General features: G+C 65.9%; 17 protein-coding genes and 1 tRNA gene. 11 read left to right on the top strand and 7 right to left on the bottom strand.

The features are described from left to right. Nucleotides 1–135: 135 nt before the first annotated feature. Complete coding sequence (locus tag Q9R30_RS12095; protein ID WP_311217721.1) at nt 136–2,331, top strand: alpha-galactosidase; 2,196 nt, start codon at nt 136–138, stop codon at nt 2,329–2,331. Between the two features lie 117 nt (nt 2,332–2,448). Beyond that, nucleotides 2,449–2,910 (top strand): type II 3-dehydroquinate dehydratase, encoded by a 462-nt coding sequence (aroQ, locus tag Q9R30_RS12090; RefSeq protein ID WP_104999032.1) that lies wholly within the window; start codon nt 2,449–2,451, stop codon nt 2,908–2,910. Between the two features lie 3 nt (nt 2,911–2,913). Here aroQ and Q9R30_RS12085 read toward each other — a convergent pair whose 3' ends face one another. Then, entirely contained in the window at nt 2,914–4,098 is a 1,185-nt protein-coding gene (locus Q9R30_RS12085) for a MarP family serine protease (protein WP_311217720.1), read from the bottom strand. 252 nt (nt 4,099–4,350) lie between these two features. On the opposite strand from Q9R30_RS12085, the gene Q9R30_RS12080 reads away from it, so the two are divergent. After that, nucleotides 4,351–5,028, top strand: a complete 678-nt coding sequence (locus tag Q9R30_RS12080; RefSeq protein WP_050684013.1) for a Crp/Fnr family transcriptional regulator — start codon at nt 4,351–4,353, stop codon at nt 5,026–5,028. 200 nt (nt 5,029–5,228) lie between these two features. Here the strand turns inward: Q9R30_RS12080 and Q9R30_RS12075 are convergent, their stop codons facing one another. Genes Q9R30_RS12075 through Q9R30_RS12065 form a run of 3 tightly spaced genes read right to left on the bottom strand, consistent with a single transcriptional unit; the run spans nt 5,229 to nt 6,847 of the window. After that, nucleotides 5,229–6,140 (bottom strand): NUDIX hydrolase, encoded by a 912-nt coding sequence (locus tag Q9R30_RS12075; RefSeq protein WP_104999034.1) that lies wholly within the window; start codon nt 6,138–6,140, stop codon nt 5,229–5,231. A gap of 16 nt (nt 6,141–6,156) precedes the next feature. Beyond that, nucleotides 6,157–6,690: a RidA family protein gene (locus Q9R30_RS12070; protein WP_104999035.1), complete on the bottom strand. Its 534-nt coding sequence runs from the start codon at nt 6,688–6,690 to the stop codon at nt 6,157–6,159. A 1-nt stretch (nt 6,691) separates the two neighbouring features. Further along, nucleotides 6,692–6,847, bottom strand: a complete 156-nt coding sequence (locus Q9R30_RS12065; protein WP_003797879.1) for a DUF4177 domain-containing protein — start codon at nt 6,845–6,847, stop codon at nt 6,692–6,694. 37 nt (nt 6,848–6,884) lie between these two features. On the opposite strand from Q9R30_RS12065, the gene Q9R30_RS12060 reads away from it, so the two are divergent. From Q9R30_RS12060 to Q9R30_RS12040, 5 genes are all read left to right on the top strand, one after another. Continuing rightward, nucleotides 6,885–9,167: a transglycosylase domain-containing protein gene (locus Q9R30_RS12060; RefSeq protein ID WP_104999853.1), complete on the top strand. Its 2,283-nt coding sequence runs from the start codon at nt 6,885–6,887 to the stop codon at nt 9,165–9,167. A 6-nt stretch (nt 9,168–9,173) separates the two neighbouring features. After that, a complete protein-coding gene (locus Q9R30_RS12055) occupies nt 9,174–10,121 on the top strand; it encodes a metallophosphoesterase (protein WP_311217719.1) in 948 nt (315 codons plus the stop codon). Between the two features lie 141 nt (nt 10,122–10,262). Continuing rightward, nucleotides 10,263–12,083, top strand: coding sequence for an ABC transporter ATP-binding protein (locus Q9R30_RS12050; RefSeq protein ID WP_311217718.1), 1,821 nt, complete (start codon nt 10,263–10,265; stop codon nt 12,081–12,083). After that, nucleotides 12,080–13,906 carry an ABC transporter ATP-binding protein gene (locus tag Q9R30_RS12045; RefSeq protein WP_311217717.1) on the top strand — a complete coding sequence of 609 codons (1,827 nt, stop codon included), beginning with the start codon at nt 12,080–12,082 and terminating at the stop codon, nt 13,904–13,906. Before Q9R30_RS12050 ends, Q9R30_RS12045 begins: the two co-directional genes overlap by 4 nt. Before the next feature lie 102 nt (nt 13,907–14,008). After that, a tRNA-Pro gene (locus Q9R30_RS12040) sits at nt 14,009–14,085 on the top strand. A gap of 137 nt (nt 14,086–14,222) precedes the next feature. On the opposite strand, the gene Q9R30_RS12035 is transcribed toward Q9R30_RS12040, so the two are convergent. Then, complete coding sequence (locus tag Q9R30_RS12035; protein ID WP_104999039.1) at nt 14,223–14,444, bottom strand: hypothetical protein; 222 nt, start codon at nt 14,442–14,444, stop codon at nt 14,223–14,225. A gap of 128 nt (nt 14,445–14,572) precedes the next feature. Between Q9R30_RS12035 and Q9R30_RS12030 the strand changes: the two genes are divergently transcribed. Beyond that, on the top strand, nt 14,573–15,838 hold the full coding sequence (locus Q9R30_RS12030; protein WP_104999040.1) for a helix-turn-helix domain-containing protein: 1,266 nt from the start codon (nt 14,573–14,575) through the stop codon (nt 15,836–15,838). Between the two features lie 36 nt (nt 15,839–15,874). Here the strand turns inward: Q9R30_RS12030 and Q9R30_RS12025 are convergent, their stop codons facing one another. Continuing rightward, a complete protein-coding gene (locus tag Q9R30_RS12025) occupies nt 15,875–16,813 on the bottom strand; it encodes a phosphoribosylaminoimidazolesuccinocarboxamide synthase (RefSeq protein ID WP_311217716.1) in 939 nt (312 codons plus the stop codon). A 1-nt stretch (nt 16,814) separates the two neighbouring features. After that, nucleotides 16,815–18,131, bottom strand: a complete 1,317-nt coding sequence (purD, locus tag Q9R30_RS12020) for a phosphoribosylamine--glycine ligase (RefSeq protein WP_311217728.1) — start codon at nt 18,129–18,131, stop codon at nt 16,815–16,817. Nucleotides 18,132–18,244: 113 nt separating this feature from the next. Between purD and Q9R30_RS12015 the strand changes: the two genes are divergently transcribed. Both Q9R30_RS12015 and Q9R30_RS12010 read left to right on the top strand, forming a co-directional pair. Further along, nucleotides 18,245–19,822, top strand: a complete 1,578-nt coding sequence (locus tag Q9R30_RS12015; protein ID WP_311217715.1) for a molybdopterin-dependent oxidoreductase — start codon at nt 18,245–18,247, stop codon at nt 19,820–19,822. Between the two features lie 46 nt (nt 19,823–19,868). Next, the gene (locus tag Q9R30_RS12010) at nt 19,869–20,885 is read left to right on the top strand and encodes an asparaginase (RefSeq protein ID WP_104999044.1); all 1,017 of its coding nucleotides are present in this window, start codon (nt 19,869–19,871) and stop codon (nt 20,883–20,885) included. The last annotated feature ends 49 nt before the right edge of the window (nt 20,886–20,934 follow it).

Raw genomic sequence — 20,934 nt, 5'->3', positions numbered from 1 at the left:
CTGCTTCGGCAACGCCCCCTACCCGTGGCTGCGTATGTGGTCGCAGCCACCCGGCTGGATGCCGCCGTCCCCTCCTCGCGGCGGCGGCATCCACCACCCTGCTTTGCATCACCCCACAAAACCGAAAGAGATCTTATGGACCCCCTCCACCTCCGTTCCGCCGGCACCAGCCTGGTGATCAGCTTCGACAGCGGAGAGGCCGAGGTCATCCATTGGGGTGCGGACCTGGGCGCCGCCTTGCCGGACCTCGCCATCCTCACCGCCCCGGTCCCGCACTCCGCCATCGACGCACGCGTCCCGGCGGGCCTCCTCCCCCAGGCTTCGTCGTCGTGGCGCGGCAGGGCCGCCCTGCGCGGTTCCCGAATGGCCGACGGCGTCTCCGGGCTTGATTTCTCGGCCCGCCTCCGCGCCGTTACAGCCAGCGTCAACGGCGGTGCCGCCGTCATCGTCCAGTCGGACCCGGATGCCGGCCTCACGGTGGAATCCACCCTGGCCCTGCACGACGGCGGCCTGCTGGAACTGCGGCATACCGTCACCAATGACGGCACCACCCCCTACCAGCTCGACGAACTGGCGACCGTCCTCCCCGTGGCGCCTGACGCCGTCGAACTCCTCGACCTCACCGGCCGCTGGTGCCGCGAGCGCCACCCGCAGCGCCGGGCCATCCAGCAGGGAACGTGGGTCCGGACGGGCCGGCACGGCCGCACCGGCCATGATTCCTCCCTGCTGTTCGCCGCCGGGAGCGCCGGTTTCGGCAACCGGCACGGGAAAGTCTGGGCCACGCACCTGGCCTGGAGCGGGAACCACGAGCAGTTCGCCGACACCATCGGCGATGGCCGCACCATGATCGGCGGTTCAGAGCTCCTGGGGCCTGCCGAAGTCATCCTTGAAGCCGGCGGCAGCTACACAACGCCCGCCCTGTTCGCCGCCTACTCGGACATGGGACTGGACGGGATCACCGAAGCCTTCTACAGCTGGTTCCGGTCCCGGCCCCACCACGTGCTGCCCGCCGCTTCCACGGGCCGGCCCGCCGGCAAGCCGCGCCCGGTGGTGCTCAACACCTGGGAGGCCGTCTACTTCGACCACAACCTGGACACGCTGATTGAGCTGGCCGAGTCCGCTGCCGATCTGGGCGTGGAGCGCTTCGTGCTCGACGACGGCTGGTTCCGCGGCCGCCGCGACGACCACGCCGGCCTCGGCGACTGGTACGTGGATGAAAGCCTGTGGCCGAACGGCCTGACCCCGCTCATTGAGGCCGTCACCTCGCGCGGCATGGAGTTCGGGCTCTGGGTGGAGCCGGAAATGGTCAACCTGGACTCGGACATCGCCCGGGCCCATCCTGACTGGATCGTTGGCCCGTCCGCCGTCCAGCACAAGGACGGCGGCCGCCTTCCCCTGGAATGGCGCAACCAGCACATCATTGACCTGGTGAATCCTGAAGCCTGGCAGTACATCTTCAGCCGAATCGATGCGCTCCTTCGCGAGAACAACATCAGTTACCTGAAGTGGGACCAGAACAGGGACCTCACGGAGCACGGCCACGCCGGCCGCTCCTCCGTCCACGAGCAAACCCTGGCCGCCTACCGGCTATTCGACGAGCTCCGCAAAGCGCATCCCGCCGTCGAAATTGAATCCTGCTCCTCCGGCGGGGCACGCGTGGACCTGGGCATCCTGGAGCGGACGGACCGGATCTGGGGATCCGACTGCAACGATGCGCTGGAACGGCAGACCATCCAGCGCTGGACCGGCGCGGTGGTCCCGCCGGAACTTGTGGGAAGCCACATCGGGCCCACCACCTCGCACACTACCGCCCGCACGCACGATCTCTCCTTCCGGGCCATTTCCGCGCTGTTCGGCCACTTCGGCATGGAGTGGGATGTCCGGCAGGTCACCGGGGCTGAGCGTGAGGAACTCAAGCGCTTCATCGCCCTGTTCAAGGAACACCGCGCGCTGATCCACGGCGGCCGCCGCGTCCACGCGGACGTGGCCGGAGATGCCCTGCTGCTGCACGGCGTCGTCACCGAGGCCCCTGCGGCCGAAGGCACGACGGCGGGCCTGTTCGCCCTGGTGAGCACGCGCACCTCCGCCGCTGAGGTGCCGGGCCGGCTGGGCATCCCGGGGCTGGACCCCGAGCGAAGCTATCGCGCGGAGGCGATCTTCCCCACTCCGGACGACTCCGATTACGGCCACACCTACACCCAGGTGCAGCCGCCGGCCTGGCTGGCGGACGGGGCGGAGGCAACCGGACGCTTCTTCGCCGAGGTGGGCCTGCCCATGCCCAACCTCAACCCCGAGCATGCGCTGCTGATGCGGTTCACCGCACTCCAGTAACCGTCGGTTGCTCCGTAAACGTCGTTTTCACGCTTCAAAACGGCATTTACGGAGCGACCGATGGGGGTGCCGGCGTAAGAATGAGCGGCACCCAAAGCCAGCCGATAGATTGTCACCATGACTGAAGCCTCCACCGACCCTGCCGCCCGCCGCACCATCCTGGTGATCAACGGACCCAACCTGAACCTGCTGGGAACCCGGGAGCCGGAGAAGTATGGCACCTCCACCCTGGCGGACGTGGAGCAGCTGGCGGCCGCAGCCGCCGAGGCGCACGGTTTTACGGCCGAATGCGTCCAGTCCAACCACGAAGGCGTCCTCCTCGACGTCATCCACGCCGCCCGGAGCAACGCCGCGGGCATCGTCATCAACGCGGGGGCGTTCACCCACACCTCAGTGGCTCTCCGTGATGCCCTCGCCGCCGTGCAGCTCCCCGCCGTCGAGGTCCACATCACCAATGTGCACCAGCGGGAAGAGTTCCGGCACCACTCGTTCCTGTCCCCTGTCTGCTCGGCGGTCATCGTGGGCGCCGGGGTGTTCGGCTATAGGCTGGCCATCGACTACCTCGCCGAGGTCCTCTAACCGCTACTTCTGGATGCACTGCCCGGAGGAAACGGGTGCACTCAACGACGCTGCCTTGGAGGCCACGGGATTCAGGTCATCCATGGTGATGGCGAATCCCATTTCGGTGTCCGCGGTCGCCTTGGCGAAGATCACCCCTGCCACATCCCCCTGCGTTGTCAGCAGCGGGCCGCCGGAGTTCCCGGGCTGCACATCACCGGCCAGGCGGTAGATCTCCTCTGGTGAGGCATTGTTGCCGTAGATGTCCGGCACCATCACAGTGGTGATGTCCTGGACCGTGGCCGGCTTGGACTGGAACGGGCCGCCGTGGGGGTAGCCGGCAAAAGCGGCGGGGCTGCCGTTGGGCAGATCGGGGCTTAGCTCCAGCGGATCCGCGGGGAGGTTCTCCACGGCCAGCACCGCGAGGTCGTGCTTGGTGTCGAAGTAGACGACGCGCCCGGGCATCGCCCCGCCGTCGGGCAGTTCCACCACCGGCTGCGACACGCCCGCCACGACATGCGCGTTGGTGATCACACGGTCCGCGGAGACCACAAATCCGGTGCCTGTCTGGTTCTGGCCGCACTGGTAGGCGGTCCCGGCGATCCTGAGGACGGAACCGGCGGCCCGGTTCAGGGCGGGCGTATCGGTACTGGCGTTCGGTACCGGCACTGCCGGCCCCTGTTCCAGACCCTCCAGCAGCGTGGGGATGCCGTTGCCGATCACCGTGGAGCGAAGCTGCGCCATGGTGGCTTTGACGCTGTCCGGTGTCAGGCCGTCGATAAAGCGGATGACCTTGGATTCGGCCAGCTGCTGGGAAACAAGCGGCACGCCCAGGGAGCTGACGCTGAAGGCCAGCATGGAGATCACCAGCGCGGAAACCGCAACGTTCACGGCTCCGCCCACCAGGCGGTCCGCCGCACGCAGGGGCCGGATCCGCACGGCGCCGCGGATTTGCCGGCCTGCCATCGTCCCCAGGCCGTGCCCCAGGACCACCAAGACAACGGCGGCTGCCACGATGGCGGTCAGCCTCCATCCGGAGTCCTGGACAAAGCCGCTCACCAGGGGGACTGCAAAAAAGGCTGCCACTGCTCCGGCAGCGAATCCCGCAATGCCGCCGACTGTCACCAGGAAACCATTGCGCAGGCCGTAAACAAGATATGACAGCAGCGCCAGGATCAGGACCAGGTCCAGGACAGTCAAGCCGACCACTGAGGCTCCTTATTAAGCAGTTGAACCCTCATTCTAATGTTGGATGCTGACAATATTCTGGACAGCTCCCCGCCCTGCAGGCCGACGGCAGTCCCCTTACGCCACCACCTTCGCGGTCCCCCGCGACGGGTCCGGACGGGCCGTTGCGGCCCTGCACCAGCGCGTTTTGACTGCCAAGTTCGTCACAGAACCTTGAAAATTCTGAAACAATGGCACAAGCGCCACAGCCGACACTTTTATTCAGGAGATTTCATGGACATCGAGGTACTGCGCCGAGCACCCCTTTTCGCCACGCTCGACGACGACGCATTCCGTCTGCTGACGGACGAGCTCACCGAGGTGGACCTGTCCCGCGGCGCTTCGGTGTTCCGTGAAGGCGACCAGGGCGACCAGCTGTACTTCATCGTCTCCGGCAAGGTGAAGCTGGGCCGGACCTCCCCTGATGGCCGTGAGTCACTCCTGGCCATCCTGGGCCCGGGCGAACTCTTCGGCGAAATGGCCCTCTTCGATCCCAGCCCGCGCACCGCAACGGCAACCGCCGTCTCCGAGACCCGGCTTGCCGGCCTCCGGAACGAGAGCCTGAATACGCTGCTCCGCACCCGCCCGGAGGTCTCCGCGCAGTTGCTGCAGGCCCTGGCCCGCCGCCTGCGCCGCACCAACGACTCGCTTTCCGACCTGGTGTTCTCGGACGTTCCGGGCCGCGTTGCCAAGGCGCTGCTTGACCTGGCTGACCGCTTCGGCCGGCCGGCAACGGACGGTGTCCTGGTAGCCCACGAGCTCACGCAGGAAGAGCTCGCCCAGCTCGTCGGCGCATCCCGCGAAACCGTCAACAAGGCCCTCGCCGAATTCGTCCAGCGCGGCTGGCTCCGGCTGGAAGCCCGCGCCGTTGTCATCCTGGACATGCAGCGCCTCCGCCAGCGCTCCCGCTAGCAACCCGCCGCCCCCGGCCCCGGCCCCGGCCCCGGGCCTGTTGTCTCCCGGCCAACGCTCTCTCACTTGATGCGCCAAAACGGCCAACGCTCTCTCACTTTCCCAAGGAAAGCGAGAGAGCGTTGGTGGAAAACCAGCATCAAGTGAGAGAGCGTTTCAAGTGGGCGGAGCGGCCAACCGGACCGAACCCGGCCGCGGACCTACCGTTCGCGCTGGGGATCGTCCGGGGTTGTCTTGGCGGCCTCGACTTCGAGCATGAGTTTGCCGTCCTCTTCAACCAGGACCGGCTGGTACACATGGGCCTTACGCTTGTAGCTCAGGTAGGCGATGCAGCCGTTGGCCATGGCCATCTTCTCAAGCATGATTTCGGAGCCGGGAACCAGGAGCTCACCCAAGGTGCGGCCCACCGTGTTCTCCTGGCCAACCTCGTCGCCCAGCGCGGTGGTATCGCGATCGGCGATCACGTCGGCAGCATTGACCCAGCGCCCCCAGACGCCCTTCCCTTCCAGCAGGGTGGGCTGCTGGTTCAGGGGCACGGTGGCGGCGAAGTAGCGGGTGTCGAACCGGCGGTGCGCGAAGTCCGGACTGCGCCAGTTGACGAGCGACTTCAGCAGGTCCGTCCGGACGGACAGTCCCCGCTTTGCCAGGATCTCCGGGAAGGTCTTCTCCTGCTCGGCCACGGCCGTACGGGCGCGCATCCACTCGGGGGTCGATGTCGCTTCCACGGTACTGGCCATGTCCGGGCCGGCCAGCAGCACGCCGGTTTCCTCGAAGAGTTCGCGGATGGCGCCCAGCACGTGGCGGCGCGCCAGCCCGACGTCGTCCGTTCCCATCTGCTCAGCCCAATGCTGGGGCGGGGGGCCGAGCCAGCCCACGGGATCGTCGTCGGCGGCGTCCAGCGATCCGCCGGGGAAGGCGAGGACGCCCAACGGCGAGGACCCCGGCCGGTAGGCCAGCCAGGTCTCCAGGCCTGTAGGGGAATCGCGCAGGAGGACCACGGACGACGCAAGGCGCGCTGCGCGGGGCGTCCGTTCGCCGTGTTCGAGCCAGCTCTGGGCGGCCCCTTCAAGGTCCTGGGGAAGAGCAAAGAGCCGTCGAGCTAGCTGAGGCAAGGGAAACCTACCGGTCCTAGCTGAATTCCGCTATGAGTTCGACCTCAACAGGAGAATCGAGCGGCAGCACGGAGACGCCGACGGCGGAACGGGCGTGCTGCCCCGCGTCACCGAGGACGCGCCCCAGCAATTCCGACGCGCCGTTGATGACGCCCGGCTGTCCTGTGAAGGACGGATCGGACGAGACGAAACCCACAACCTTGACGATGCGGGTGATCCGGTCAAGGTCACCAATGACGCTCTTGACGGCTGCCAAGGCGTTGACGGCGCAAATGGCCGCGAACCGCTGGGCGTCTTCCGGGGAAACCGTGGGCTCGTCGGCGAAGCCTTCGGTTCCGGCCGACACTTTGCCTGTGGCCGGCAGTTTGCCGTTAATGAACGGCAGCTGTCCCGAGGTGTACACGTGGCTGCCGGAGATCACGGCGGGGACGTAGGCGGCCACGGGCGGGGCGACCTCGGGAAGGGTGAGCCCAAGCTCTTTGAGCCGCTGCTCAACAGCTGAAACAGGCGCCGCTGCTGCGCCAGGCGTGGCCTCTGCGGAGGTGCCCATGCTACTGCTTCTCCCTCTTGAGGTAGGCGACCAGGCCGTTTCCGTCCGGTCCGGGGACCACCTGCACCAACTCCCAGCCGTCGTCTCCCCACTGGTCCAGGATCTGCTTTGTGGCGTGAATAATGAGCGGAATCGTCGCGTACTCCCATTTGGTCATGAGAGAAAGACTAGTCCTTGCCGGTAAAGTGGAAAACATGGCGACTCGTACGAACCCATTATTCGACACTGCCACCACCCTTGGTAAGATCCTCGTTTTCCTTGGCGTGAGTGCTATTTGCGGTGTCCTGGTAGCAGGCCTGCTGGTTCCAGCGGCGGCCGTTTCAGGCAGCGCAGCGAGCGGTTCCATCGAGTTCTTCGACACCCTTCCGGCCGAGCTGAAGGTTGATCCGCCCAACCAGACCACCAGGATCCTGGCTGCTGACGGCAGCGAGATCGCCAGTGTCTACACCGAGAACCGCACCAAGGTCGCCTTGGACCAGATCTCGCCCTTCGTTAAAGAAGCTGTCATCGCCGTCGAGGACAGCCGTTTTTATGATCACGGGGGCGTGGATACCACAGGCATCCTGCGCGCGCTGGTCAGCACTGCCCGCGGCAACAAGCAGGGCGCGTCCACCATCACGCAGCAGTACGTGAACAACGTCCTCAACGCCAATCTCGCCGCCGAGGGCAACGAGGACCAGATCAAGCTCAATGGCGTGAACAAGGGCGTGGGCGACAAGCTCCGCGAGATGAAGCTTGCCATCGCGTTGGAAAAGGAATTCAGCAAGGAGCAGATCCTTGAGGGCTACCTGAACATCGTCTTCTTCAACCGTGACGCATACGGCATCGAAGCCGCGTCCCGCTTCTTCTTCAGCACCAGCTCCAAGGACCTTACGCTCCCGCAGGCAGCCCTGCTGGCCGGACTCGTCAACAGCCCGTCCGCATTCGACCCCATCAACAACCCGGAGAACGCCAAGCAGCGCCGCGACCTGGTACTGGGCCTGATGCTGAACCAGGGCAAGATCACCCAGGCCGACCACGATGCCGCGGTGGCCACCCCCGTGGAGACCAAGGTGACGCAGCCTAAGCAAGGCTGCGCCTACGCCTCCACCGCCCCCTACTTCTGCGACTACGTGCTGCACCTGCTGGAGAACAACCCGGCGTACGGTGCGGACCGCGAAGAACGCCTGCGCCTCATCTACGGTGGCGGCCTGACCATCACCACCACGCTGGACCCGAACGCCCAGGCGGTGGCGCAGGAGCAGGTCAACGCCTCGGCCGGCGCCAACCCGGACAAATGGGGTGCTGCCATGGTCTCGGTGCAGCCCAACTCCGGCAAGATCGTTTCGATGGCCCAGAACACTTCCTTCCTGCCCGCCGAAGGCGCCTTCGATTCCCAGGTGAACTTCAACGTGGACAAGCTGGACAAGGACGGCAACGACCTCAACGGCCTCGGCGGTGCCCAGCCCGGCTCCACCATGAAGCCGTTCACCTTCGCGCAGTGGCTCAACGAGGGCAAGTCCATGAACACCGTGGTCAACGCAGCACAGCGCCGCTATCCGCTGAACTTCCCGTGGCGTAACTCCTGCGGCCAGGTGACAGGCGCCTACAACACGGCCCAGAAGTCACTCGGCGCGGCCGACGACCTGCAGAACGCCGAACCGCAGTGGTACCGGCCGCTGTCGGTCCTCGAAGGCCTCTACAACTCCATCAACACGGTCACCTTCGCCTCAGCGGCACAGCTGGACTTCTGCGGTATCCAAAAGATCGTGGATGCAACAGGACTCCATGGCGGGCTCCCGGCTGACGGGGAACCCAACCCGAAGATCAACATGTCCACGCTGGGCAACCTGCTGGGTTCCACCCAGACTGCCCCGCTGACCATGGCCAGCGCCTTCGCTACGTTCGCCAACGATGGCAAGTACTGCGAGCCCATCGCCATCACTGCCGTGACCGACCAGACCGGGGCCACCCTGCCGGCACAGTCCAGCAGCTGCCGGGACGCGGTCAAGCCGGAGGTTGCCCGCGGCGTGAATTACGCGCTCCAGGAGGTCCTGAACCGCGGCTCCGGCTCGCTGATCCAGCCCCGGATTTCCACGCGCACCAACTTCCCGATCGGCGCCAAGACCGGTACATCCAACAACAATGGGTCCACTTGGGTGGTAGGCCACACCACGGGCCTGGCCACGGCTGCCTGGTTCGGCGACGCGCTCGGTGCGCAGGACCGGGCCGGCCAGAACATCACGGTTAACGGCAAGTTCTACCCCGGAATCGACGGTTACATGATCGCCGGTCCCATGTTCTCGAACTTCATGTCCCGGATCGCGCCGGCCTACGGCACCAATCCGTTCCCGGCCCCGCCCAGCAACCTCCTGAACGGCGGCACCGGCACACGGACGCCCGCGACGACGGGGCCGCAGGCCACCCAGGCGCCGGCGCCGGCCCCCTCTGCTCCTGCCGGGAACTCCGGACCGGGCAACAGCGACAAGAAGAACTAGCCGCCGATGATTTCATCCAGCGAGTTGGCCAGCCGCGCCCGGACCATCGGGCGCGGCTTTGCCGTCACCGCCGGGACCGGGGCTGCCGCCGGAATGGCCGCCTTCGGGTACGGCCTGTGGGAGAAAAACCAGTTTGTCCTCCGTGAAGAGACCCTGGCCATCCTGCCGCCGGGGAAGAACCCCTTCCGCATACTGCACCTGAGCGACATCCACTTCGTTCCCGGCCAGAAGAAGAAGGCTGCGTGGCTGCAGTCATTGGCCGAACTCCAGCCGGACCTGGTGGTGAACACCGGCGACAACCTCAGCCACGCAAAAGCCGTGGATCCCCTCCTGGCCGCGCTCCGTCCGCTGCTGGAATTCCCCGGTGTCTTTGTCCCTGGCTCCAATGACTACTTCGCCCCGAGCCTGAAGAATCCCGCCTCCTACCTGCTGGGGCCGTCCAAGGCCAAGCCCAAGCCGACGGCGCTTGACTGGCCGCGGCTGCGTTCAGGCTTCGGTATGAGTGGCTGGGTGGACCTGACCAACCGTCACCAGTCCTTGGTCATGAACGGCATGCGCTTTGACTTCTCAGGAGTGGATGATCCCCACCTGCAACGCGAGCGGTACGCCGGATGGCCGCGCGGGACCGTGAACCAGGACGCCGCAGACCACCTCAAAGTGGCCGTCATCCACGCGCCCTACCAGCGGGTGCTTGACCACTTCACCGAGGACGGCGCAGACCTCCTGCTCGCCGGCCACACCCATGGCGGGCAGCTATGCATCCCGGGCTACGGCGCCCTGGTGGCCAACTGCGACCTTCCCACCTGGCGCGCAAAAGGCCTGCATGACTGGAGCAGCAATGGACGCACGACGCCGGTCAACGTCTCGGGCGGCATCGGCACCTCGCGCTTCGCTCCGGTGAGGATCGCGTGCCGGCCGGAGGCCGTCCTGCTGACCCTGACCTCCCCTGCCTGACGAGGTGAACAGGGCCTGTTGCCCACTGCAATAACTTGCCAAGCCCGTTCCGGAACTGCCGTCCCTGTGAATCGCCTCACGCCATGGCATAGGGTAGTTGCTACGGGAAACTACATTCGTTTTAGAGCTTGAGAAGCGGGCATGGCCAGGCAAACTCCATTTTTTCGATCGGTCAGTCGTCTCTACCCCCATGTCCGGCCAATCATTCCCCGGCTCGTGCTGGGACTCCTCTGCGCGCTGCTTGCCAGTGTTGTAGCCTTGGCCATCCCGCAGGCCCTCAGGGTCCTGGTCAACGAGTCACTGCAGCCGGGCGGCGACACCGGGGCGATCTGGACGTCGGCCGGCATCATCCTGATCCTGGGTATCGCAGAAGCTGGCCTGGTTGCGCTCCGCCGGCAGTTCGTCATCAACCCGGCCACCACCGTGGAATCCCGCATGCGCGTCTCCCTTTATGACCATCTCCAGGAGCTGACGGTCTCCTTCCATGACCGCTGGGGCTCCGGCCAGCTCCTGTCCCGCGCCATGACGGACCTGAATTTCCTGCGCCGCTGGATGGCGTTCGGGGCCATCATGCTGGTGGTCACCACCCTCACAGTGATCATCGGCATTGCCGTCATGTTCGCCATGAGCTGGCAGCTTGCCCTGATCTTCCTGGCCGCGGCCGTGCCCATCATGGCGTACAGCTTCCGGTTCCGGACCCGCTTCAGCAAAGTGGCACGCCGGAGCCAGGACCAGGCAGGAGACCTGGCCACCACGGTGGAGGAATCCGTCCATGGCATCCGGGTGCTCAAAGCCTTTGGCCGCAGCCGGGAAGCACTCGAAACCTTCGAAGGACAAGCCGAAGAGCTCCGCCAGACGGAAATCGCCAAGGCGCGCCACCAGGCCATGTTCACCATGGTGGTCACGCTCCTGCCGGAACTCGCCCTGGGCGCAGGCCTGGTGGTGGGAATCATGCTGTGCTCCAGCGGGCAGCTGAGCATCGGCGCGTTGGTAGCCTTCTTCGCCACCGCGGCAGTCATTGCCTCACCTGTTGAATTTTCCGGCATGCTGCTGGCCATGGCACTCACCGCCAAGACCGCCGTCGACCGCCACTACGAAGTGATGGATGCTCACAACTCCATTACCAGCCCCGCGGAACCGCGGAGGCCGCTCCGGCCCGCCGGCGCACTCCGTTTCAACAACGCCACTTTTGCCTTCGAGGACGCCCCGGACAAGCCCATCTTGAAGGACATCAACCTCGAACTCCGGCCTGGTGAGACCATGGCCCTGGTGGGGATCACGGGCAGCGGCAAGAGCGCCTTGATCCAGCTGGTCCCCCGCCTGTACGACGTCACCGGCGGCTCCATCACCATCGACGGCGTGGACCTGCGGGATTTCGACGTGGAGGAACTCCGCCGCCTCGTGGGCGTCGCCTTCGAGGACACCACCCTGTTCTCCAATTCCGTCCGCGACAACGTGCTCCTCGGGGCACCGGAACACACCGAGGCCGCCCTGGACGAGGCACTGGACGTGGCCCAGGCGCACTTCGCGTATTCCCTCCCGGAAGGCGTGGACACGCTGATCGGCGAGGAGGGCCTCAGCCTGTCCGGCGGGCAGCGCCAACGGATTGCGCTGGCACGGGCCATCGCCGCCCGCCCGCGGGTGCTGGTGCTGGATGACCCGCTGTCCGCTTTGGACGTCCACACGGAGGAGCTCGTGGAGACCCGGCTCCGGACAGTCCTGAAGGACACCACCACGCTGATCGTCGCGCACCGGCCGTCCACTGTGGCCCTCGCGGACCGGGTGGCCCTGCTGGAACAAGGACGGATCACCGCCGTCGGAACGCATACCGGGCTGCTGGCGGGCAACGACCATTACCGTTACGTCATCGCCAGCCTGGACCAGGAACCCCGGGACCTGGACTCGGAGCTGTCAGACCTCGACGAAGAGTCCGATGTCCAGGAAGCGGAGGCCAACCGATGACTGCCACGCCATTCGGCACCGCCAACGAAGACAACGCCCACCTCAGCAAGAGCGACAGCAGGGCGGTACGACGGCGGTCGCTGGCGCTGCTGCGGTCACTGATCCGGCCGGTGCGAATGCGCTTCTGGCTGACCATCGCCATGGTGGTCCTGTCCCAGGCGGCACGCGTGGCCGGCCCGGCGCTGATCGCCTTCGGCATCGACCGCGCACTGCCCGCCCTGCAGGCAGGGGACAACACGCCCCTGGTGTTCACCGGCGTCGCCTACCTGCTCGCTGCCACTGCGACGGCGGGGCTCACGGCTTTGTATGTCACGTCCACCGCCAGGCTGAGCCAGGCAATGCTGCTGGACCTGCGCCTCCGGGTTTTCCGCCACACCCAGCGGCTGAGCCTGGAGTTCCACGAAAAGTACACCTCCGGCCGGATCATCGCCCGGCAGACCTCGGACCTGGAGGCCCTTCGGGAGCTCCTGGACTCCGGTGTCAGCTCGCTGGCCTCAGGGATGCTGTTCATGGTCTTCACTGCAGCTACCATGTTCGCACTGGACTGGCGGAGCGGGCTGCTGGTGTTGGCCGCCGGCGTTCCCATGTTCCTGCTGGCCCGCTGGTACCAGAAACACTCCCAGATCGTCTTCCGGGAATCGCGTGTGGTCTCCGCCCGGTTGATTGTGCATTTCGTGGAGACAATGACAGGCATCCGTGCAGTCAAGGCCTTCCGGAAGGAGCAGGAAAACTCCCGGCGCTACGGCCTGCTCGCAGAGGACTACCGGCGGGTCACCGTGCGCTCCATCAACCTCAACGGCATCTTCCAGCCGGGGCTGGTGCTGATCGGCAACGTGTGCGTGGCAGTGGTCCTGCTCTTCGGGGGCTTCCGCGTCCTCGGCGGGGATCTGGAAGTGGGGGTTCTCCTTGCGCTCATCCTCTCCACCAAACGGTTCTTCCAGCCTGTGGACCAGATGGCCATGTTCTACAACTCGTTCCAGAGTGCCCAGGCCGCGCTCGAAAAGGTCTCGGGGCTCCTCGAGGAGGTGCCGACTGTCCGGCCGCCAAAGAATCCCGTCACCCTGAAGGACGCCAGGGGGGCAATCGACTTCAAAGACGTCGAATTCCGGTACGGAGACGGTCCAATCATCGTCCCCACCCTGAACCTGCACATCCCCGCGGGGCAAACCGTGGCCCTGGTCGGCCAGACGGGAGCCGGGAAATCCACCTTGGCCAAGTTGATAGCCCGCTTCTACGACGTCACATCGGGTTCGATCACACTCGACGGCATCGACCTCCGGAACCTCGGCACAACAGACCTGCGCCGCAACATCGTCATGGTCACCCAGGAGGCGTTCCTGTTCAGCGGCTCGGTGGCCGACAACATCGCCTTGGGACGCCCGGAAGCCGCCCGTTCCGAAATCGAGGAAGCAGCCAAAGCGGTGGGCGCCCACGACTTCATCATGGAACTTCCCGAGGGCTATGACACGGACGTCAACAAACGCGGCGGGCGGGTGTCGTCCGGACAGCGGCAGCTCATCAGCTTTGCCAGGGCATTCCTGGCCCGCCCGGCCGTGCTGGTCCTGGACGAGGCGACCTCCTCGCTGGACATCCCCTCCGAACGGCTGGTGCAGGAGGGCCTGGCCCGCCTCCTCGCGGGCACGGAGGCGGCCCGCAGGACGGCCCTGATCATCGCCCACCGCCTGTCCACGGTGGAAACCGCGGACAGGGTGCTGGTGGTGCAGGACGGCCGCATCGTGGAGGACGGCAGTCCTGCCCAGCTCATTGGCAGGGGCGGGCGCTTTGCCGACCTGCATGGGGCATGGAAGGACTCGCTGGTCTGATCCCGGCCCCTGACCCGACCGGCGGGCATTTCCGCCCACGCTGAGGATTTCGCATCGGGACCCGGCATCGGCTATCCTTGTAAAGTTGCTTTTGCAGCGGATCGGGATGTAGCGCAGCTTGGTAGCGCGCTTCGTTCGGGACGAAGAGGTCGCAGGTTCAAATCCTGTCATCCCGACCACAACTGAAGAGGGTCTCCATACGGAGGCCCTCTTTTGTGTTATCTGGAATCCGGAGAATCGGTAACTTTACGGTAAAGGAAAAGCCCCGGAGCGGATGCTCCGGGGCTTTCCTCGCCTCCTGTTTGTGAGGAAGCTATTACACGGGGTCGGGCCAGTTGCCCGTGCTGGTGGTGTAGGTGGTGTCGGCCTTCTTCTCCTTGGTCTCCTTGGAGGAGACAGGATCCGGCCAGTTTCCGGTTCGGGCTACAGCCACTCGTTCCGTGTCGGCAATGGAACCTGCAGACAAGACAGCCGGAGCCGCTGCAGAAAACGCCAAGGCCCCAGCTAAGGCGGCTGCCGCTGCAATCTTCTTCAACATATTAGTTCCTCAATACGAGTCGGATTCGTTACAAAGCCAGCACTGTCCTTGTTGACATACATTGTAAAATGTTTTCCACAGTGGCTGTCAAGCGCCAAGAGGAAACCTGTGGAGAAAGGAGGAGTCCCGTGGGCAACGGATTCGGGGAGAAGCTCCGGGCGGAGAGGCTCGAACGGGGGCTGACACAGGCGGAACTGGGCAAGGACCTGTATTCACCCAGCTACATTTCCCTGCTGGAAACAGGGCGCAGGGAGCCAACCGCGGAGGTCATTGAAGAACTGGCGCGCAGGCTGGAGCTCGCACCAAAGGCCTTGGAAGCATGGAGCCAGCCCATTTCGGTGAGCGATGCCGAGTATGTCCTGGCAGGACTGTACGCCCGCCAGGCATGGGACCTGAGGGACTACCCGCTCGCGGCGAGCCATGCGGCTGCTGCTGCTCAGATAGCACTGGACGGACGGAACACCAGCGCCTGGTGGAACATGAGCTACATGCAGGCCGAGTGCCTGCTGAAACATGGCGATTTGCTGGAGTGCAGGGAGCTCGTGGAAAGGCTGCTCGAGCACCCGATGGCCAGGGAATCCGTTGGGCTGGGCGCGCGTGCCCGGCAGATGCTCGCGGTTGTGTGCCAGCGACAGGGCCAGCTGACGGCTGCCGTGGAGCATGCAACGGAGGCGGTGGCCTTCGCCAAGCAGTTGCCCAAGGGCTCAGTGATCACCATCGGCGCACTCCGGGCCCTGATCGGCGCGTTGGCCGAAAGCGGCCGTCTTAATGAGGCGTGGAAGTACTGCCAGGAATTGCTGGCCCAGGTGGATGAGCACGCGATGTCCCAGCTGGCCGGCGAGGTGGCCTGGGTCATCGGCAACGTGGCCTTTATGCGCCACGATTATGTGGAGGGCGTCAAACACCACGAACGCGCGGCCAAACTGCTGTCACCGGCAAACGACATTGAGCTGTGGGCCCGTTTTAATAAAGCGTCCGCCGCGGTACGGCTGTCATCCGGAATTGTGGAGCCTGAAACGCTGTCATCCATTGAGCGGGCCGAGCTTGCCTTTTCAATCGTCAGCGGCACCAAGAGCGATGAGCTGGAAGTTGCTTTCATCCGCGCCCGCTGGCTGTACCTGACCGGGGACATTGTTGCCGCCGTCGAGAAGCTCAGGGAAATCCATGCCGAGCGGGACAGCCTGGCGAAGCACACCGCCGGCGAAGTGTCGCTGCTGCTGGGGAAGTCGCTCAAGGCTGCGGGCGAATCAGAGGAAGCCCTGGTGCACCTCGAAGAAGCGCAGAAAGCCTTCAGTGCCGCTGGAGCTGCTGACCGCGTCCAGCAGGCACTGGACGCGGTCCTGGAAATAAAGCTGGCCCAGCGGCGCGCTGCAGCCGCTTCCAAAGCCAGCTAGTCAACACGCCGTTCGCCGGGAGCAGCTGGGGCTCCGTCAGGCGAAGGTTTTCCCCGTAAGTTTCTCGTAGGCCTCGACGTAGCGGCTGCGGGTGCGGTCGATGACCTCGGCCGGCAGGGCCGGCGGAGGAACGTCCGAGGACCTGTCCCAGCCCGATTCGTCCGATGTGAGCCAATCCCGGACGTACTGCTTGTCATAGGAAGGCTGTGCACGGCCCGGCTGGTATGTTGCGGCGTCCCAGAACCGTGAGGAATCCGGCGTGAGGACCTCATCGCCAAGCGTGATCGAGCCCGAAACGGCGTCGTAGCCAAACTCCACCTTGGTGTCCGCCAGGATGATGCCGCGTTCCCGCGCGATCCTTTCGGCCGTGGTGTAGATCTTCAAGGTGAGCTCGCTCAGGCGTCCTGCGATGTCGTCGCCCACCATGGCCGCCACGGCGTCGTAGGTGATGTTCTCGTCATGCTCCCCTACCGCCGCCTTGGCCGAGGGCGTGAAAATGGCGTGGTCCAAGCGCGAACCGTCCACCAGTCCCTCCGGGAGCGGAATGCTGCACACGGTCCCCGAGGCCTTGTATTCCTGCAGGCCGGAGCCTGTGAGGTAGCCGCGGGCGATGCATTCCACCGGGAACATGTCCAGCTTCTTGCAGATCATGGCCCGGCCCTCCACCGCGGCGGGGACGCCGTCCTCCACCGTGGATCCCAGCACGTGGTGTTCCACGCCCAACTGGTCAAACCACCACAGGCTCAACTGGGTGAGGATGCGCCCCTTGTCCGGAATCGCGCTGGACAGGACATGGTCAAAGGCGCTGATCCTGTCGCTGGCTACCACCAGCACACAGTCCTGGCCGACGCGCCGCAGGATGGACTCGTCCGCCGGCTCGTACAGGTCCCTGACTTTCCCCGAGTAGACATGGGTCCATCCGGGCAGGTCAGGGGCCGTGGTGCTGAAACCGCGCGGTGCTGGAACGTTGCTCATGCTAGGCCTTCGTCTTGGTCCCGTGGAGGGATGCACTGGCATTGAAGGGGACCTTCACTTCCCCGCGGGCAGCCTTGCCGCCGATGTCCGTGCGGAACTGCGCGCCCTCGAGCTGAATCAGTTCCACGCCGTCGTACGCTCTTTCACGCGCCTCCACCAGGTCGCTGCCCAGCGCGACGACGGCGAGCACGCGTCCACCGGCGGACACCACCTTACCGTCCTCGTCGAAGGAGGTGCCGGCGTGGATGACGTGCACGCCCTCCAGTTCCTCCGCCTTCTTGAGCCCGCGGATGCGGTCTCCGGTGCGCGGAGTGTCCGGGTAGTTTTCGGACGCGACGACGACGGCGACGGCAGTCTCCTTCGCCCACCGCAGCTCTTCCGCCTTGTCCAGTTCGCCCTTGGCAGCTGCCAGCAGCAGGGCACCAAGGGGCGTCTTGAGCCGGGCGAGGACGGCCTGGGTTTCCGGGTCGCCGAAACGGACGTTGAATTCGATGACGCGGGTGCCCCGCGAGGTGAGGGCCAGGCCAACGAACAGTACGCCGACAAACGGGGTGCCACGGCTTGCCATTTCGTTGACGGTGGGCTGGGCGACGCGGTCCAGGACTTCCTGGACCAGGCCTTCCGGCGCCCATTCCAGCGGAGTGTAGGCGCCCATGCCGCCGGTGTTGGGGCCTTCGTCGTTGTCGAAGATCCGCTTGAAATCCTGTGCCGGGGAAAGTGCCACGGTGTTGTGTCCGTCGCAAAGGACGAAGAGGGAGACCTCGGGCCCGTCCAGGAACTCCTCGATGACAACCGAGCCGCCGGCGTCGAAGCAGGACTGCGCGTGGGCCAGGGCTTCCTCGCGGTCCTTGGTGACAACCACACCCTTGCCTGCGGCCAGGCCGTCGTCCTTCACCACATAGGGGGCGCCGAAGGTGTCCAGGGCCGAGGCGGCTTCCTCGGCGTTGGCGGCCACCATGGCCATGGCCGTGGGCACTCCGGCTTCGGCCATGATTTCCTTGGCGAAAGCCTTGGAGGCCTCGAGCTGCGCCGCCGCCTTGCTGGGGCCGAACACGGGGATCCCGGCCTCGCGGACAGCGTCGGACACACCTGCTGCGAGCGGCGCCTCCGGACCCACCACCACCAGGTCCACAGCGAGCCTGGTGGCCAGGGCGGCCACGGCGTCGGGATCGTTGGCGTTGATGTTGTGGGTTGGGACCAGCTTGCTGATGCCGGCGTTGCCGGGAGCTGAGTGGACCTCGGACACGTTGGGGTCGGCGAGCAGGGAGCGGACAATGGCGTGTTCGCGGCCTCCGGGGCCGATGACGAGTACCTTCACAGTCTCCAAGGGTACTTTGTGCACCCTGCCCGTTCCTAAGCTGTGTCGGCGGTTCAATCCTGTACCCCGGCAGCCGCGACAATCCGTGGCCCCCGCCGCTCCGAATACCCATCATGAAGAAGCTGAGGAACTCGCCCAAGGGACCCATTGCCATGGCCGCGCTGGCAGGTGCGGTGGCAGCCGCCGTCGTCCTTGCCGTGGCCGAACTGCTCGGGGCGTTCTTCACCGCGCGCGCCACACCGCTGATCGCCCTGGGATCGACCTTCATCGACTTCACGCCGTCCTGGCTGAAGGACTTCGCCATCGCCACTTTCGGCACCAATGACAAAGCTGCGCTCTTCGCGGGCATGGGAGTAACCATTGCCGTGCTGGCATGCGTCCTGGGCGTGGTGGCCTACCGGCGCTGGGCATTGGGCGTGTTGGGGGTCCTGGCCATGGGGGCGGTCATCGTCGCGAGCGTGGTGACCCGGGCAGGCGTCGGGCCGGCAGATGCCCTCCCCTCGGTAGCGGGCACCCTCGCCGGCCTGGCATCCCTGCGGCTGCTGATGAACCGCCTGCCGCGGCAGGCTGCGTGGCCGGAAGCCCCCGCCAAGGCTGCCGCTGACGCTGCCGAACGCCCTGGGACCAGCCGCCGGCGCTTCTTCGCTGCAGCGGGGATCACCGCGGCCGCTGCAGGTTTGGCGGCCACCGGAGGCAGGCTGCTGGGCGCGGCCCGCAGCAACATCCTCCAGGCACGGGACGCCCTGAAGCTGCCCGCCCCGGCCAAGGCTGCGCCGGCCGTTCCCGCCGGCGTCCAGTCACCGGTGCCGGGAGTTGCGCCCTGGCTGACGCCCAACGGCGAGTTCTACCGCATTGACACCGCCCTCAGCGTTCCGGAAATCGACGTGGACAGCTGGGAGCTCCGGGTCCACGGCATGGTGGAGGAGGAGGTCCGCCTCACCTTCCAGGACCTGCTCGACGCCGACCTGATCGAGTCCCACGTCACCCTCACCTGCGTGTCCAATCCCGTGGGCGGAAACCTGGCCGGTAACGCCAAATGGCTGGGCCTGCCGCTGCGGGAGGTCTTGAAGCGGGCAAAGCCCAAGGACGGCGCGGACATGGTGCTGTCCACGTCCGTCGACGGCTTCAGCGCCTCCACGCCTCTGGAGGTGCTGCAGGACGACCGGGACGCGATGCTGGCCATCGGCATGAACGGCGAGCCCCTGCCGCTGGAGCACGGCTATCCCGTGCGAATGGTGGTTCCGGGCCTGTACGGCTTTGTCTCCGCCACCAAGTGGGTGGTGGACCTCGAAGTGACCAGGTTCGCGGACAGCAAGGCCTACTGGACCGAGCGCGGCTGGTCCGAACGAGGCCCCATCAAGACCATGGCCCGCGTGGACGTCCCCAAGTCCTTCGCGAAGGTTCCCGCAGGCAAAGTGGCCGTGGGCGGCACCGCCTGGGCCCAGACGCGCGGCATCACCAAAGTGGAAATCCAGGTGGACGACGGCGACTGGGCGGCCGCGGATCTTTCCACGGAGGCGTCCCTGGTTACCTGGCGCCAGTGGTCCTACCAGTGGGACGCGGCCCCCGGCCAGCACTACATCAAAGTCCGTGCCACCGACGGGTCCGGCGAAGTGCAGACGGACCGGCGCGCGGACCCCGTTCCCGACGGCGCGTCCGGCTGGCAGTCCGTGATGGTCACGGTCGAGTAGGGCGGCCTTCCGCCGCATTCCATCAGGCGGCCCCTAGACTGGCACCATGCCGCACAACCCGCATGCCACCTTTACCGTGGACTCCGCAGTGGAACTGGCCGTGATCGAACGGAGCGGCTTTGTGGAGTCGCGGCACATCGGTTCTGCCGTGCTCCTGGCCGCGGACGGGTCCGTGGTTACTGAGCTGGGCGACATCAACACTCCGATTCTTGCCAGGTCCACGCTGAAGCCGTTCCAGGCCCTGGCAGCCATGCAGTCCGGCGTTCCGTTGCGGGGCGCGCAGGTGGCGGTGGCCTGTGGCAGCCACACCGGGTCCCTGGACCATATGGATGTAGTGGAAGGAATGCTCAAGGCAGCCGGGGTGCGCGAGGACCAGCTCCAGTGCCCGGAGGCCTGGCCCCAGGACGAGACGGCCCGCAACTGGCTGGTGCGGTCAGAGCGGGGAAAGTCCCGGCTTGCCTGCAACTGTTCCGGCAAGCACGCGGCATTCCTCTGGGCATGCACCGAAAACGGCTGGGATACCCACAGCTACCTGGAGCCCAACCACCCGCTGCAGCAGCGGGTCCGCACCGTCATCGAGGAATACACGGGCGAGAAGATCGCCCACCTGGGCATCGATGGCTGCGGCGCTCCGGTGGCGGCAATTTCCCTCATGGGGCTGGCCAGGGGTTACTCGCTGCTGGCAAAAGCCCCGGGCGACCAGAGCTTCAGCGCCCGTGCCGCCACCATTGCAACGTCCATGCTGGACTACCCTTGGGCGGTCCAGGGCCGGGGCGAGGCCAACACACTGGTTATGGACGAGCTGGAGATCATCGCGAAGATCGGGGCGGAAGGCGTCCTGGCCATGGCCACGCCGCAGGGTGTTTCCGTAGCCGTGAAGATCCTGGACGGGAACGTCCGGGCCACCTCGCTGGTGGCATTGACCCTCCTTGCCGCGGCCGGTGCGGTTGAGATCCCCGGGGTTGCCAGCGTTTTGGAAAAGGTGGTTGCCCCTGTGCTGGGCGGCGGAAGACCTGTTGGAAAAATTCGGCTGGGTCCCGCTGTGTCGGCGCTGCTGGACTAGGCTCTTGCCGCTCGAAGTTCTCTTTGTCGCCAACCCCAACGTGAAGGAA

Source organism: Arthrobacter sp. AB6, from assembly GCF_031844545.1.
Classification (GTDB): Bacteria; Actinomycetota; Actinomycetes; order Actinomycetales; family Micrococcaceae; genus Arthrobacter.
Note: the sequence above shows the minus strand (reverse complement) of the source record. Positions and strands in the feature narration are given on the sequence as shown.

Excerpts from the sequence above, each read along its gene's own strand:
- Q9R30_RS12095 (WP_311217721.1), top strand. The coding sequence starts at position 136 with ATGGACCCCCTCCACCTCCGTTCCGCCGGCACCAGCCTGGTGATCAGC.
- aroQ (WP_104999032.1), top strand. The coding sequence starts at position 2,449 with ATGACTGAAGCCTCCACCGACCCTGCCGCCCGCCGCACCATCCTGGTG.
- Q9R30_RS12080 (WP_050684013.1), top strand. The coding sequence starts at position 4,351 with ATGGACATCGAGGTACTGCGCCGAGCACCCCTTTTCGCCACGCTCGAC.
- Q9R30_RS12070 (WP_104999035.1), bottom strand. The coding sequence starts at position 6,690 with ATGGGCACCTCCGCAGAGGCCACGCCTGGCGCAGCAGCGGCGCCTGTT.
- Q9R30_RS12065 (WP_003797879.1), bottom strand. The coding sequence starts at position 6,847 with ATGACCAAATGGGAGTACGCGACGATTCCGCTCATTATTCACGCCACA.
- Q9R30_RS12060 (WP_104999853.1), top strand. The coding sequence starts at position 6,885 with ATGGCGACTCGTACGAACCCATTATTCGACACTGCCACCACCCTTGGT.
- Q9R30_RS12055 (WP_311217719.1), top strand. The coding sequence starts at position 9,174 with ATGATTTCATCCAGCGAGTTGGCCAGCCGCGCCCGGACCATCGGGCGC.
- Q9R30_RS12050 (WP_311217718.1), top strand. The coding sequence starts at position 10,263 with ATGGCCAGGCAAACTCCATTTTTTCGATCGGTCAGTCGTCTCTACCCC.
- Q9R30_RS12045 (WP_311217717.1), top strand. The coding sequence starts at position 12,080 with ATGACTGCCACGCCATTCGGCACCGCCAACGAAGACAACGCCCACCTC.
- Q9R30_RS12035 (WP_104999039.1), bottom strand. The coding sequence starts at position 14,444 with ATGTTGAAGAAGATTGCAGCGGCAGCCGCCTTAGCTGGGGCCTTGGCG.
- Q9R30_RS12025 (WP_311217716.1), bottom strand. The coding sequence starts at position 16,813 with ATGAGCAACGTTCCAGCACCGCGCGGTTTCAGCACCACGGCCCCTGAC.
- Q9R30_RS12015 (WP_311217715.1), top strand. The coding sequence starts at position 18,245 with ATGAAGAAGCTGAGGAACTCGCCCAAGGGACCCATTGCCATGGCCGCG.
- Q9R30_RS12010 (WP_104999044.1), top strand. The coding sequence starts at position 19,869 with ATGCCGCACAACCCGCATGCCACCTTTACCGTGGACTCCGCAGTGGAA.